Source organism: Escherichia sp. MOD1-EC6475, from assembly GCF_003046645.1.
Classification (GTDB): Bacteria; Pseudomonadota; Gammaproteobacteria; order Enterobacterales; family Enterobacteriaceae; genus Escherichia; species Escherichia ruysiae.
The window spans coordinates 1-14,060 of record NZ_PZKQ01000051.1; the positions used below are offsets into that span (position 1 = coordinate 1).

Annotated in this window: 12 protein-coding genes and 1 pseudogene; 10 read left to right on the top strand and 3 right to left on the bottom strand. The window is 49.3% G+C overall.

Translation table 11 applies throughout. The annotated features are described in order from the left end of the window. Positions 1-255 precede the first annotated feature (255 nt). Positions 256-474 carry a transcriptional activator TdcR gene (tdcR, locus tag A7589_RS16395; protein ID WP_032337154.1) on the bottom strand — a complete coding sequence of 73 codons (219 nt, stop codon included), beginning with the start codon at positions 472-474 and terminating at the stop codon, positions 256-258. A gap of 313 nt (positions 475-787) precedes the next feature. Between tdcR and tdcA the strand changes: the two genes are divergently transcribed. From tdcA to cyuA, 9 genes are all read left to right on the top strand, one after another. After that, entirely contained in the window at positions 788-1,726 is a 939-nt protein-coding gene (tdcA, locus tag A7589_RS16400) for a transcriptional regulator TdcA (RefSeq protein WP_000104198.1), read from the top strand. A 98-nt stretch (positions 1,727-1,824) separates the two neighbouring features. Next, positions 1,825-2,814 (top strand): bifunctional threonine ammonia-lyase/L-serine ammonia-lyase TdcB, encoded by a 990-nt coding sequence (tdcB, locus tag A7589_RS16405; protein WP_000548355.1) that lies wholly within the window; start codon positions 1,825-1,827, stop codon positions 2,812-2,814. Positions 2,815-2,835: 21 nt separating this feature from the next. Continuing rightward, the gene (gene tdcC / locus A7589_RS16410; protein WP_000107716.1) at positions 2,836-4,167 is read left to right on the top strand and encodes a threonine/serine transporter TdcC; all 1,332 of its coding nucleotides are present in this window, start codon (positions 2,836-2,838) and stop codon (positions 4,165-4,167) included. A gap of 25 nt (positions 4,168-4,192) precedes the next feature. Then, the gene (tdcD, locus tag A7589_RS16415) at positions 4,193-5,401 is read left to right on the top strand and encodes a propionate kinase (protein WP_010355087.1); all 1,209 of its coding nucleotides are present in this window, start codon (positions 4,193-4,195) and stop codon (positions 5,399-5,401) included. Positions 5,402-5,434: 33 nt separating this feature from the next. Beyond that, the gene (gene tdcE, locus A7589_RS16420; RefSeq protein ID WP_000861696.1) at positions 5,435-7,729 is read left to right on the top strand and encodes a 2-ketobutyrate formate-lyase/pyruvate formate-lyase; all 2,295 of its coding nucleotides are present in this window, start codon (positions 5,435-5,437) and stop codon (positions 7,727-7,729) included. Positions 7,730-7,742: 13 nt separating this feature from the next. Beyond that, positions 7,743-8,132: an enamine/imine deaminase gene (locus tag A7589_RS16425; protein WP_000719986.1), complete on the top strand. Its 390-nt coding sequence runs from the start codon at positions 7,743-7,745 to the stop codon at positions 8,130-8,132. Between the two features lie 69 nt (positions 8,133-8,201). Next, entirely contained in the window at positions 8,202-9,566 is a 1,365-nt protein-coding gene (gene tdcG, locus A7589_RS16430) for an L-serine ammonia-lyase (RefSeq protein WP_000622147.1), read from the top strand. A 277-nt stretch (positions 9,567-9,843) separates the two neighbouring features. After that, complete coding sequence (locus tag A7589_RS16435; protein ID WP_000401617.1) at positions 9,844-11,175, top strand: SLC5/6 family protein; 1,332 nt, start codon at positions 9,844-9,846, stop codon at positions 11,173-11,175. A 27-nt stretch (positions 11,176-11,202) separates the two neighbouring features. Beyond that, the gene (gene cyuA, locus A7589_RS16440) at positions 11,203-12,513 is read left to right on the top strand and encodes a cysteine desulfidase (RefSeq protein WP_000460495.1); all 1,311 of its coding nucleotides are present in this window, start codon (positions 11,203-11,205) and stop codon (positions 12,511-12,513) included. A gap of 147 nt (positions 12,514-12,660) precedes the next feature. Here the strand turns inward: cyuA and A7589_RS16445 are convergent, their stop codons facing one another. Continuing rightward, on the bottom strand, positions 12,661-12,825 hold the full coding sequence (locus tag A7589_RS16445; RefSeq protein WP_010346326.1) for a protein YhaL: 165 nt from the start codon (positions 12,823-12,825) through the stop codon (positions 12,661-12,663). Between the two features lie 22 nt (positions 12,826-12,847). Continuing rightward, positions 12,848-13,549 carry a pirin family protein gene (locus tag A7589_RS16450; RefSeq protein ID WP_000633570.1) on the bottom strand — a complete coding sequence of 234 codons (702 nt, stop codon included), beginning with the start codon at positions 13,547-13,549 and terminating at the stop codon, positions 12,848-12,850. A 104-nt stretch (positions 13,550-13,653) separates the two neighbouring features. Here A7589_RS16450 and yhaJ point away from each other — a divergent pair. Continuing rightward, positions 13,654-14,060: pseudogene (gene yhaJ, locus A7589_RS16455) on the top strand (DNA-binding transcriptional regulator YhaJ); the annotation flags it as partial.

Sequence of the window (14,060 nt, forward strand, 5' to 3'; positions counted from 1 at the left end):
GTTTAGGTGTATGTTTCCCTTTTTTAAACAAAACCCCGCCAGTGCAGACTGGCGGGTTTTTGCTTTTGGAGCGAGCGGAAAGATGAATGACTGTCCACGACGCTATACCCAAAAGAAAGCGGCTTGTTGGTTCAATATAAACACTCTTTTTAGTCACCCTGTGCTCTCTTCTGATAGCTTACTTGCGAATTGCAATTATTAGTTTTGTGATCCTCAACACAAAATGCTGTTCCGCAACCTGAATGCGACAATAAATCATGGAAAACGATTGCATTCACAAAATGACGTTCTGCAAAAGAGACAATAAATGACGTTAATCAATTGTTCGAGATGATCAATATCTGTATTCGAAATTTTAAAATATTGATAAAATAAATGTTCTATCTCCAACAAATGGCGAAAAAAAATGTGACGTACCGCATTATTTATCTGTGGAAATGATTTATTTATAATAAAATTTGATAACTTGCTCATTAAATTTAACTTAAAATTCGTCTGCGAAATACACGATAATTGCTTGAAATATCGTCTAAGAGCATTTTTTAATAACAAAAATTAAGTGCGACGTTATCGCCATAAAATATGGTTATCCCCCCTTGTTTTTTTGATAAAAGTCAGCCTTTGTGTTGATTTTATTTATATAACTCATTGATATTAAATGATTATATGTCTTTAGGGATATGCCTGGAAAACTATTGAAAGTTAATTTGTGAGTGGTCGCACATATCCTATTCATTGCATTTTGATACACTTCATACCGTCAATGAGGTAATTAACGCGGGTTGTTATGAGCACTATTCTTCTTCCTAAAACGCAACACCTGGTAGTCTTTCAGGAAGTCATCAGAAGTGGCTCTATTGGCTCGGCTGCAAAAGAATTAGGGTTAACTCAACCAGCGGTAAGTAAAATCATTAACGATATCGAAGATTATTTTGGCGTGGAATTAGTGGTGCGGAAAAATACCGGTGTAACGCTGACGCCAGCTGGTCAATTGTTGCTCTCACGCTCCGAATCCATTACCCGCGAAATGAAAAATATGGTTAATGAGATTAGCGGTATGTCCTCTGATGCAGTCGTGGAGGTCTCATTTGGTTTTCCATCGCTGATTGGCTTTACCTTTATGTCCGGGATGATCAACAAATTCAAAGAGGTGTTCCCGAAAGCGCAGGTTTCAATGTATGAAGCGCAATTGTCCTCGTTCTTACCGGCTATCCGCGACGGGCGTCTGGATTTTGCGATAGGTACGTTAAGTGCAGAAATGAAGCTTCAGGATTTGCATGTCGAGCCGCTGTTCGAGTCAGAGTTTGTGCTGGTTGCCAGTAAGTCCCGAACATCCACCGGCACCACCACGCTGGAGTCTTTGAAGAACGAACAGTGGGTGTTGCCGCAAACGAATATGGGATACTACAGCGAACTACTCACCACGTTACAAAGAAATGGCATCAGTATTGAAAACATCGTTAAAACCGACTCAGTCGTGACAATTTATAATCTTGTTCTCAATGCTGATTTCTTAACCGTGATTCCCTGCGATATGACTTCACCTTTTGGTTCTAATCAATTTATTACCATTCCGGTTGAGGAAACATTACCGGTAGCGCAATATGCCGCAGTATGGTCGAAAAATTATCGTATTAAAAAAGCAGCATCGGTTTTGGTGGAATTAGCCAAAGAATATTCATCTTATAATGGGTGTAGACGAAAGCAATTAATAGAAGCTTGTTAGTTATTTGTTTTTTATTTAAACATAAATAATCCACCTGCCTTTTTGCAGGTGCTGGTTACGGTTACCTACATATTTAATTCAGGCTAAGAGGTTTTATAATGCATATTACATACGATCTGCCGGTTGCTATTGATGACATTATTGAAGCAAAACAACGTCTGGCTGGGCGAATTTATAAAACAGGAATGCCTCGATCTAACTATTTTAGTGAACGTTGCAAAGGTGAAATATTCCTTAAGTTTGAAAACATGCAGCGTACCGGTTCATTTAAAATTCGTGGCGCATTTAATAAATTAAGCTCCTTAACTGATGCTGAGAAACGTAAAGGTGTAGTGGCCTGTTCAGCAGGGAACCACGCGCAAGGGGTTTCGCTTTCCTGTGCGATGTTGGGTATTGATGGTAAAGTTGTAATGCCGAAAGGCGCGCCAAAATCCAAAGTTGCAGCAACGTGTGACTACTCTGCTGAAGTGGTACTGCACGGCGACAACTTCAACGACACCATCGCCAAAGTGAGCGAAATTGTCGAAACGGAAGGTCGCATCTTTATTCCACCTTATGATGATCCGAAAGTGATTGCCGGTCAGGGAACCATTGGGCTGGAAATTATGGAAGATCTTTATGATGTCGATAACGTCATTGTGCCAATTGGCGGTGGCGGTTTAATTGCCGGTATTGCGGTGGCAATTAAATCTATTAACCCGACCATTCGTGTTATTGGTGTGCAGTCAGAAAACGTTCACGGCATGGCGGCTTCTTTCCACTCCGGAGAAATAACCACGCACCGAACTACCGGCACCCTGGCGGATGGTTGTGATGTCGCCCGCCCGGGTAATTTAACTTACGAAATCGTTCGTGAATTAGTCGATGACATCGTGCTGGTCAGCGAAGACGAAATCAGAAACAGTATGGTTGCCTTAATTCAGCGTAATAAAGTCATCACCGAAGGCGCTGGCGCTCTGGCATGTGCTGCATTATTAAGCGGTAAATTAGACCAATATATTCAAAACAGAAAAACCGTCAGTATTATTTCCGGCGGTAATATCGATCTTTCCCGCGTCTCTCAAATCACCGGTTTCGTTGACGCTTAATTAATTCGTTGAGGATAGGATATGAGTACTTCAGATAGCATTGTATCCAGCCAGACAAAACAATCGTCCTGGCGTAAATCAGATACCACATGGACGTTAGGCTTGTTTGGTACGGCAATCGGCGCCGGGGTGCTGTTCTTCCCTATCCGCGCAGGTTTTGGCGGACTGATCCCGATTCTTCTGATGTTGGTATTGGCATACCCGATTGCGTTTTATTGCCACCGGGCGCTGGCGCGTCTGTGTCTCTCTGGCTCTAACCCTTCCGGCAACATTACGGAAACGGTAGAAGAGCACTTTGGTAAAACCGGCGGTGTGGTCATCACTTTCCTGTATTTCTTCGCGATTTGCCCACTGTTGTGGATTTATGGCGTTACCATCACCAACACCTTTATGACCTTCTGGGAAAACCAGCTCGGCTTTGCGCCGCTGAACCGTGGCTTCGTGGCGCTGTTCCTGCTGCTGCTGATGGCGTTCGTCATCTGGTTTGGTAAGGATCTGATGGTTAAAGTGATGAGCTACCTGGTATGGCCTTTTATCGCCAGCCTGGTGCTGATTTCTCTGTCGCTGATCCCTTACTGGAACTCTGCGGTTATCGATCAAGTTGACCTTGGCGCGCTGTCGTTAACTGGTCATGACGGTATCCTGATCACCGTCTGGCTGGGGATTTCTATCATGGTCTTCTCCTTCAACTTCTCGCCAATCGTCTCTTCTTTCGTGGTTTCTAAGCGTGAAGAGTATGAGAAAGACTTTGGTCGTGACTTCACTGAGCAGAAATGTTCACAAATCATCTCTCGCGCCAGTATGCTGATGGTTGCAGTGGTCATGTTCTTTGCCTTCAGCTGCCTGTTTACGCTGTCTCCGGCGAACATGGCGGAAGCAAAAGCGCAGAACATTCCGGTGCTTTCTTACCTGGCTAACCACTTTGCATCCATGACCGGCACCAAAACGACGTTCGCTATTATTCTGGAATATGCGGCGTCCATCATCGCGCTGGTTGCTATCTTCAAATCTTTCTTCGGTCACTATCTGGGGACGCTGGAAGGTCTGAACGGCCTGGTTCTGAAGTTTGGTTATAAAGGCGACAAAACCAAAGTTTCTGCGGGCAAACTGAACACTATCAGCATGATCTTCATCATGGGTTCAACCTGGGTTGTTGCCTACGCCAACCCGAACATCCTGGATCTGATTGAAGCCATGGGCGCGCCGATTATCGCATCCCTGCTGTGCCTGTTGCCGATGTACGCCATCCGTAAAGCGCCGTCTCTGGCGAAATACCGTGGTCGTTTGGATAACGTGTTTGTTACCGTGATTGGTCTGCTGACCATCCTGAACATCGTATACAAACTGTTTTAATCCATAACTCAGGATGAGAAAAGAGATGAATGAATTTCCGGTTGTTTTGGTTATTAACTGTGGTTCGTCTTCGATTAAGTTTTCCGTGCTTGATGCCAGCGACTGTGAAGTATTAATGTCAGGTATTGCCGACGGTATTAACTCGGAAAATGCATTCTTATCCGTAAATGGGGGAGAGCCAGCACCGCTGGCTCACCACAGCTACGAAGGTGCATTGAAGGCAATCGCATTTGAACTGGAAAAACGGAATTTAAATGGCAGTGTGGCTTTAATTGGCCACCGCATCGCCCACGGCGGGAGTATTTTTACCGAGTCCGCCATTATTACCGATGAAGTCATTGATAATATCCGTCGCGTTTCTCCACTGGCTCCGCTGCATAATTACGCCAATTTAAGTGGCATTGAATCGGCGCAGCAATTATTTCCTGGCGTAACCCAGGTGGCGGTATTTGATACCAGTTTCCACCAGACGATGGCACCAGAGGCTTATTTATACGGCCTGCCGTGGAAATATTATGAAGAGTTAGGTGTGCGCCGTTATGGTTTCCACGGCACGTCACATCGCTATGTTTCCCAGCGAGCGCATTCTCTGCTGAACCTTGTGGAAGATGACTCCGGGCTGGTTGTGGCGCATCTTGGTAATGGCGCGTCAATCTGCGCGGTTCGTAACGGTCAGAGCGTAGATACCTCAATGGGAATGACGCCGCTGGAAGGCTTGATGATGGGGACGCGCAGTGGTGATGTCGACTTCGGCGCGATGTCCTGGGTTGCCAGCCAAACCAATCAGAGCCTGGGCGATCTGGAACGCGTAGTGAATAAAGAGTCGGGATTATTAGGTATTTCCGGTCTGTCTTCAGATTTACGCGTTCTGGAAAAAGCCTGGCATGAAGGTCACGAACGCGCACAACTGGCAATTAAAACTTTTGTTCATCGAATTGCCCGTCATATTGCCGGACATGCCGCCTCATTACATCGTCTGGATGGCATTATATTTACCGGTGGAATAGGAGAGAACTCAAGTTTAATTCGTCGTCTGGTCATGGAGCATTTAGCCGTATTAGGCGTTGAGATTGATGTGGAAATGAATAATCAATCTAATTCCTACGGTGAACGAATTATTTCCAGTGAAAATGCGCGCGTAATTTGCGCCGTTATTCCGACTAATGAAGAAAAAATGATTGCCTTAGATGCAATTCATTTAGGCAAAGTTAACGCCTCCGCAGAGTTTGCATAATTTAGTTGAAGTATTGTAGAGAGATTATTTTTCATGAAGGTAGATATTGATACCGGCGATAAGCTGTACGCCGACGCATGGCTTGGCTTTAAAGGTACGGACTGGAAAAACGAAATTAATGTCCGCGATTTTATTCAACAAAACTATACACCGTATGAAGGTGATGAATCTTTCCTTGCTGAAGCAACGCCAGCGACCACGGCATTGTGGGAAAAAGTAATGGAAGGCATTCGTATCGAAAATGCGACCCACGCGCCGGTTGATTTCGATACTAATATTGCCACTACCATTACCGCCCATGATGCTGGTTATATTAATCAGCCGCTGGAAAAAATTGTTGGTCTGCAAACCGATGCGCCGTTAAAGCGCGCGCTGCATCCGTTCGGTGGCATTAATATGATTAAAAGTTCATTCCACGCCTATGGCCGTGAAATGGACAGCGAATTTGAGTACATCTTTACCGATCTGCGTAAAACCCATAATCAGGGCGTATTTGATGTTTACTCACCGGATATGCTGCGCTGCCGTAAATCTGGTGTCCTGACCGGTTTACCAGACGGTTATGGTCGTGGGCGTATCATCGGTGACTATCGCCGCGTGGCGCTGTACGGCATCAGTTATCTGGTACGTGAACGCGAACTGCAATTTGCCGATCTCCAGTCTCGTCTGGAAAAAGGTGAAGATCTGGAAGCCACCATCCGTCTGCGTGAAGAGCTGGCTGAACATCGTCATGCGCTGTTGCAGATTCAGGAAATGGCGGCGAAATACGGCTTCGACATCTCCCGTCCGGCGCAGAATGCGCAGGAAGCGGTGCAGTGGCTCTACTTCGCTTACCTGGCGGCGGTGAAATCGCAGAACGGCGGCGCAATGTCTCTTGGTCGTACCGCATCGTTCCTCGATATCTACATTGAGCGCGACTTTAAAGCCGGCGTGCTTAATGAGCAGCAGGCGCAGGAACTGATCGACCACTTCATCATGAAGATCCGCATGGTGCGCTTCCTGCGTACACCGGAATTTGATTCGCTGTTCTCCGGCGACCCTATCTGGGCGACGGAAGTGATCGGCGGGATGGGGCTGGATGGTCGCTCTCTGGTGACTAAAAACTCCTTCCGTTATCTGCACACCCTGCACACCATGGGGCCAGCGCCGGAACCGAACCTGACCATTCTGTGGTCAGAAGCATTGCCGATTGCCTTCAAAAAATATGCGGCGCAAGTGTCTATCGTCACCTCTTCCTTGCAGTATGAAAACGACGATCTGATGCGTACTGACTTCAATAGCGACGATTACGCAATTGCCTGCTGTGTCAGCCCAATGGTGATTGGTAAGCAGATGCAGTTCTTCGGCGCACGCGCTAACCTGGCGAAAACGCTGCTGTACGCAATCAACGGCGGGGTGGACGAGAAGCTGAAGATTCAGGTCGGCCCGAAAACGGCACCATTGATGGACGACGTGCTGGATTACAACAAAGTAATGGACAGCCTCGACCATTTCATGGACTGGCTGGCGGTGCAGTACATCAGCGCGCTGAACATCATCCACTACATGCACGACAAGTACAGCTACGAAGCCTCGCTGATGGCGCTGCACGATCGTGATGTTTATCGCACCATGGCTTGCGGCATCGCGGGTCTGTCGGTGGCGACGGATTCACTTTCCGCCATTAAATATGCCCGTGTGAAACCCATCCGTGACGAAAACGGTCTGGCAGTGGACTTTGAAATCGATGGCGAATATCCACAGTACGGCAACAACGACGAGCGCGTAGACAGCATTGCCTGCGATCTGGTTGAACGCTTTATGAAGAAAATTAAAGCCCTGCCAACCTATCGTAACGCGGTGCCGACTCAGTCGATTTTGACTATCACTTCTAACGTGGTGTACGGACAGAAAACCGGTAATACGCCGGACGGTCGCCGCGCGGGTACGCCGTTCGCGCCGGGCGCTAACCCGATGCACGGTCGTGACCGCAAAGGTGCGGTAGCCTCGCTGACTTCCGTGGCAAAACTGCCGTTCACTTACGCCAAAGACGGTATTTCGTACACTTTCTCGATCGTCCCTGCGGCGCTGGGTAAAGAAGATCCGGTACGCAAAACCAACCTTGTTGGCCTGCTGGATGGTTACTTCCACCACGAAGCGGACATCGAAGGCGGTCAACATCTCAACGTTAACGTTATGAATCGGGAAATGTTGTTGGATGCCATTGAGCACCCGGAAAAATACCCGAACCTGACAATCCGTGTCTCTGGCTACGCTGTGCGCTTTAATGCGCTGACTCGCGAACAGCAACAGGATGTGATTTCACGTACCTTTACCCAGGCGCTCTGACGCCGGAGGATGTATGAAAAAGATTATCGAAACGCAACGTGCCCCAGGCGCAATCGGCCCTTATGTTCAGGGCGTTGATTTAGGCAGCATGGTCTTCACCTCCGGGCAAATTCCGGTTTGCCCGCAGACCGGCGAGATCCCGGCTGATGTGAAAGATCAGGCGCGTTTAAGCCTTGAAAACGTCAAAGCGATCGTGGTTGCTGCTGGCCTCACCGTGGGCGATATCATCAAGATGACGGTATTCATCACCGATCTGAATGACTTTGCCACCATCAATGAAGTCTATAAGCAATTCTTCGATGAGCATCAGGCGACCTACCCGACCCGTAGCTGCGTGCAGGTCGCGCGTTTGCCGAAAGATGTGAAGCTGGAAATTGAAGCTATCGCAGTACGTAGCGTGTAAAGCCCGGAGCGGGGCGACCGTAGAGTCGTTCCGCTCCTCTTCACAGAACGGCAATCCGAGAGTGTGGTTATGATTAGTGCATTCGATATTTTCAAAATTGGTATTGGTCCCTCCAGTTCGCATACCGTGGGGCCAATGAATGCTGGAAAAAGTTTTATCGACCGACTGGTGAGTAGTGGCTTATTAACTGCAACAAGTCATATTGTGGTCGATCTTTACGGGTCGTTGTCACTGACGGGCAAAGGCCATGCCACGGATATCGCCATCATTATGGGACTGGCAGGAAACAGCCCGCAGGATGTTGTTATTGATGAGATCCCTGCATTTATTGAACTTGTGACGCGCAGTGGGCGACTGCCGGTGGCTTCTGGTGCGCATATTGTTGATTTTCCTGTAGCAAAGAACATTATCTTCCATCCCGAAATGTTGCCTCGTCATGAGAACGGGATGCGGATTACTGCCTGGAACGGGCAGGAAGAGCTATTAAGCAAAACCTATTACTCTGTCGGCGGCGGGTTTATCGTTGAAGAAGAACACTTCGGCCTGTCGCACGATGTCGAAACACCCGTACCTTATGACTTCCACTCGGCAGGCGAACTGCTGAAAATGTGTGATTACAACGGCCTGTCTATTTCTGGCCTGATGATGCATAACGAGCTGGCGCTGCGCAGCAAAGCGGAAATTGATGCAGGGTTTGCTCGTATCTGGCAGGTGATGCACGACGGTATTGAACGCGGCATGAATACCGAAGGCGTATTGCCAGGTCCACTCAATGTCCCACGCCGGGCGGTGGCGTTGCGCCGTTTGCTGGTCTCTAGTGATAATATCTCTAACGATCCAATGAACGTCATCGACTGGATCAATATGTTTGCTCTGGCGGTCAGCGAAGAAAACGCCGCTGGCGGACGTGTAGTGACAGCACCAACTAATGGCGCTTGCGGTATTATTCCGGCAGTGCTGGCCTATTACGATAAATTCCGCCGTCCGCTCAATGAGCGATCCATCGCCCGTTTTCTGCTGGCGGCTGGCGCTATCGGCGCGCTGTATAAAATGAATGCCTCCATCTCTGGTGCGGAAGTGGGGTGTCAGGGCGAAATTGGCGTGGCCTGTTCGATGGCTGCGGCAGGGTTAACCGAACTGCTGGGCGGCAGCCCGGCGCAGGTATGCAATGCGGCGGAAATCGCTATGGAGCATAACCTTGGGCTGACCTGCGATCCGGTTGCCGGACAAGTGCAAATTCCGTGTATTGAACGTAACGCTATCAACGCTGTGAAAGCGGTAAACGCCGCGCGAATGGCGATGCGGCGCACTTCTGCACCGCGTGTTTCACTCGATAAAGTGATCGAGACGATGTATGAAACCGGCAAAGATATGAACGATAAATACCGCGAAACTTCACGCGGAGGACTGGCCATAAAAGTAGTCTGCGGCTGATATTTCATCCGCATTTATCTTTGGGTGCACAAAATGTGCACCCTTTTTTATTGTGATCTGCCGCAAATAGAGAATAACTGTTTCTTTTTTGTTGATTTGATAGAAAATTATTATCCATAACTGCTATTTCAAAGTCTTGATTGTGAAGATTTTCTCTAACCTCACGCGTATCATTTCTTCATTCTAATAACTCGCCTGCAAAAAAACGTAGACCGCGTATCGCCTTGATGCGGCTAGAAAAAAATAAAAAGCCCTACAAAATATTGAGCGAGAAATTATGGAAATTGCAACGAATAAAGGCGTCATTGCAGACGCTTCGACCCCGGCGGGTCGTGCTGGAATGAGTGAAAGTGAATGGCGTGAAGCAATCAAATTCGACAGTACCGACACCGGCTGGGTAATTATGAGTATCGGGATGGCGATTGGCGCGGGGATTGTTTTTCTCCCGGTGCAGGTCGGTTTGATGGGATTATGGGTATTTTTGCTCTCATCGGTGATTGGTTACCCGGCAATGTATCTGTTTCAGCGATTGTTTATTAATACGCTGGCAGAATCACCAGAATGTAAAGATTACCCGAGCGTCATCAGCGGTTATTTAGGTAAAAACTGGGGCATCCTGTTAGGTGCACTCTATTTCGTAATGCTGGTGATTTGGATGTTCGTGTATTCCACCGCCATCACCAACGATAGCGCCTCCTATTTACATACTTTTGGCGTGACGGAAAGCGTGCTATCAGACAATCCGTTTTATGGACTGGTACTGATTTGCATTCTGGTCGCCATCTCCTCACGCGGCGAGAAACTGTTATTCAAGATTTCGACTGGCATGGTACTGACCAAACTGCTGGTAGTCGCTGCGCTGGGCGTGTCGATGGTGGGAATGTGGCATCTGTATAACGTGGGTTCGCTGCCGCCGCTGGGGCTGCTGGTGAAAAACGCCATTATTACGCTGCCGTTTACCCTGACGTCGATTCTGTTTATCCAGACATTAAGCCCGATGGTGATTTCCTATCGCTCGCGGGAAAAATCGATTGAAGTAGCGCGGCATAAAGCGTTGCGGGCAATGAACATCGCGTTCGGCATTCTGTTTGTCACTGTCTTTTTCTACGCCGTGTCGTTCACGCTGGCGATGGGACATGACGAAGCGGTAAAAGCCTACGAGCAGAATATTTCCGCGCTGGCGATTGCCGCACAGTTTATTAGTGGTGACGGTGCTGCGTGGGTAAAAGTGGTTAGTGTCATTCTCAATATCTTTGCCGTAATGACCGCGTTTTTTGGCGTCTATTTAGGCTTCCGTGAAGCAACGCAAGGGATTGTAATGAACATCCTGCGCCGCAAGATACCTGCTGAGAAGATTAACGAAAATCTCGTCCAGCGCGGCATCATGATTTTCGCCATTTTACTGGCCTGGAGCGCCATCGTACTGAACGCGCCGGTGTTGAGCTTCACCTCTATCTGTAGCCCGATTTTCGGCATGGTAGGGTGCCTGATCCCGGCGTGGCTGGTTTACAAAGTACCGGCATTGCACAAATACAAAGGGATGTCTCTGTACCTGATTATCGTCACCGGTTTGTTGCTTTGCGTTTCTCCGTTCCTGGCATTTTCTTGATTTACCTGAAATTTTAAGGTTTTTATTATGTTTGATTCGACTTTAAATCCGTTATGGCAGCGTTACATCCTCGCCGTTCAGGAGGAAGTAAAACCGGCGCTGGGATGTACTGAACCTATTTCACTGGCGCTGGCAGCGGCGGTTGCTGCGGCAGAACTGGAAGGTCCGGTTGAACGTGTAGAAGCCTGGGTTTCGCCAAATCTGATGAAGAACGGTCTGGGCGTCACCGTTCCCGGCACGGGAATGGTGGGGCTGCCGATTGCGGCGGCGCTGGGAGCGTTAGGCGGAAATGCCAAAGCCGGGCTGGAAGTGCTGAAAGACGCAACTGCGCAGGCGATTGCTGATGCCAAAGCATTGCTGGCGGCGGGGAAAGTCTCGGTTAAGATCCAGGAACCTTGCGACGAGATCCTCTTCTCACGCGCCAAAGTCTGGAACGGCGAGAAGTGGGCGTGTGTCACCATTGTCGGTGGACATACCAACATTGTGCATATTGAGACGCACAATGGCGTGGTATTTGCCCAGCAGGCATGTGTGACAGAGGGCGAGCAAGAGTCGCCGCTGGCGGTGCTCTCCAGAACGACGCTGGCCGAGATCCTGAAGTTCGTCAATGAAGTCCCGTTTGAGGCGATCCGCTTTATTCTCGATTCTGCGAAGCTAAACTGCGCATTATCGCAGGAAGGCTTGAGTGGCAACTGGGGACTGCATATTGGCGCAACGCTGGAAAAACAGTGTGCACGCGGTTTGTTGGCGAAAGATCTCTCTTCGTCGATTGTGATTCGTACCAGCGCGGCATCCGATGCGCGTATGGGCGGCGCAACGCTTCCGGCGATGAGTAACTCCGGTTCTGGCAACCAGGGGATCACCGCGACAATGCCCGTGGTGGTGGTCGCGGAACACTTCGGGGCGGATGATGAACGGCTGGCGCGTGCGCTGATGCTTTCGCATTTGAGCGCGATCTACATCCATAACCAGTTGCCGCGTTTATCCGCGCTGTGTGCTGCAACGACGGCAGCAATGGGGGCTGCTGCCGGGATGGCGTGGCTGGTGGATGGGCGTTATGAAACGATCTCTATGGCTATCAGCAGTATGATCGGCGATGTCAGCGGCATGATTTGCGATGGTGCGTCGAACAGTTGCGCGATGAAGGTTTCGACCAGTGCTTCGGCTGCGTGGAAAGCGGTGTTAATGGCGCTGGATGATACCGCTGTGACCGGCAATGAAGGCATTGTGGCGCATGATGTTGAGCAGTCGATTGCCAACCTGTGTGCGCTGGCAAGCCATTCGATGCAGCAAACGGATCGGCAGATTATCGAGATTATGGCGAGCAAGGCCAGATAAGCGGCGGGTCTTGGGTATCGTGCCGGATGCCTGAAGCCGGATGCGATGCTGGCGCATCTTATCCGGCCTACTGGGTGCGCAATTTATTGATGTTGTTGGGTTTTTTAGGCCGGATAAGGCGTTTACGCCGCATCCGGCAACCTGTCTTTATGCGGCGGCTTCATCCTCGGCTAGCCGCGTTTCGGCGTCGGCGACTATCGCTTCCAGCTCGCTCAACATCTCTTCATAGCCAAAGTTTTTAGTTGCGCGAGTAGTTTCTTTCGCCACAACGGGCTTCACTGACTGGCGTTTCTTCGCCGATTTTTTACTCATCATCTTCTCCCTGTAAAAACAACTAGACAGGTAAATCTATCAGTAAAGCGCGCAGCGGGGAATCAGCAACCAGCGTAATGTTAGCCTCGTCACGAATAAATGCCCCGTCACCGCAGGTCAGTGCTGCTTTCTCTTCATGATGCGTAATCGCATGAAATTGGCCGTGAATCGATTGTAAATAGGCGCGCGGGCCGTGCAGTTGAAAGTTCGCACTTTCGCCCTTGGCGAGCACAATATGATGCAACCACACTTGCTGGCGCAGTTGCAGACTACCCTCTGTGCCATCGGGCGAGGCGATTAATTGCTGCTTGCCCATATTAAGCGCCAGTTTTTGAATCAGCGGATTCTCTCGCTGCGGGCAGGCATCCAGCCAAAGCTGCATCCGCGTTAACGGTTTGTCTTTGCTGATGTTATGTTCGCTATAACTCACGCCCGGCTGAGTAGAAAGCAATAAGGCTTCACCGGCGCTGGCCTGAACATGATTGCCTTCACTGTCGCGGTATTCTGCTTCTCCATCCAGAATCACATTCAAAATATCGACTTTTGGGTAGGTTCGCGGCTGAAAGGCGGCACCTGGAGCCAGCACTTCCTGGTTGAGCACGCGCAGGGAGGCGTAGCCTAACAATTTCGGGTCGAAGTAGTGTCCAAAGGAAAAAGTATACCGGGCCTGTAACCATCCGTAGTCTGCTTGTCCACACTGCCTGGCAGTTCGGGTAGTAATCATAATTATTGACCTCTCTTTACTTCCTTTTATGGTAAGGGGCTGGACGCTACATTGTTAGCCAGATATTCTGCCCGGTATGTTCAAATTTCCTGAATGAGAACGACATGGCCAAAGAAAGGGCATTAACGCTGGAAGCACTGCGTGTTATGGACGCGATCGATCGCCGTGGCAGTTTTGCGGCGGCAGCAGATGAGCTGGGACGCGTGCCTTCTGCGCTTAGCTACACCATGCAAAAACTGGAAGAAGAGCTGGATGTGGTGCTGTTTGACCGTTCGGGTCATCGTACAAAATTCACCAATGTCGGGCGTATGTTGCTGGAGCGAGGACGCGTTCTGCTGGAGGCAGCAGATAAGCTGACTACCGATGCCGAAGCCCTCGCGCGCGGCTGGGAGACGCATCTCACCATTGTGACCGAGGCACTGGTGCCGACGGCTGCCTTTTTTCCGTTGATCGACAAACTGGCGGTGAAGGCTAACACCCAACTGGCAATCATCACCGAAGTGCTGGCGGG

Coding starts and splice junctions, on each gene's coding strand:
- tdcR (WP_032337154.1), bottom strand. CDS start 474: ATGAGCAAGTTATCAAATTTTATTATAAATAAATCATTTCCACAGATA.
- tdcA (WP_000104198.1), top strand. CDS start 788: ATGAGCACTATTCTTCTTCCTAAAACGCAACACCTGGTAGTCTTTCAG.
- tdcB (WP_000548355.1), top strand. CDS start 1,825: ATGCATATTACATACGATCTGCCGGTTGCTATTGATGACATTATTGAA.
- tdcC (WP_000107716.1), top strand. CDS start 2,836: ATGAGTACTTCAGATAGCATTGTATCCAGCCAGACAAAACAATCGTCC.
- tdcD (WP_010355087.1), top strand. CDS start 4,193: ATGAATGAATTTCCGGTTGTTTTGGTTATTAACTGTGGTTCGTCTTCG.
- tdcE (WP_000861696.1), top strand. CDS start 5,435: ATGAAGGTAGATATTGATACCGGCGATAAGCTGTACGCCGACGCATGG.
- A7589_RS16425 (WP_000719986.1), top strand. CDS start 7,743: ATGAAAAAGATTATCGAAACGCAACGTGCCCCAGGCGCAATCGGCCCT.
- tdcG (WP_000622147.1), top strand. CDS start 8,202: ATGATTAGTGCATTCGATATTTTCAAAATTGGTATTGGTCCCTCCAGT.
- A7589_RS16435 (WP_000401617.1), top strand. CDS start 9,844: ATGGAAATTGCAACGAATAAAGGCGTCATTGCAGACGCTTCGACCCCG.
- cyuA (WP_000460495.1), top strand. CDS start 11,203: ATGTTTGATTCGACTTTAAATCCGTTATGGCAGCGTTACATCCTCGCC.
- A7589_RS16445 (WP_010346326.1), bottom strand. CDS start 12,825: ATGAGTAAAAAATCGGCGAAGAAACGCCAGTCAGTGAAGCCCGTTGTG.
- A7589_RS16450 (WP_000633570.1), bottom strand. CDS start 13,549: ATGATTACTACCCGAACTGCCAGGCAGTGTGGACAAGCAGACTACGGA.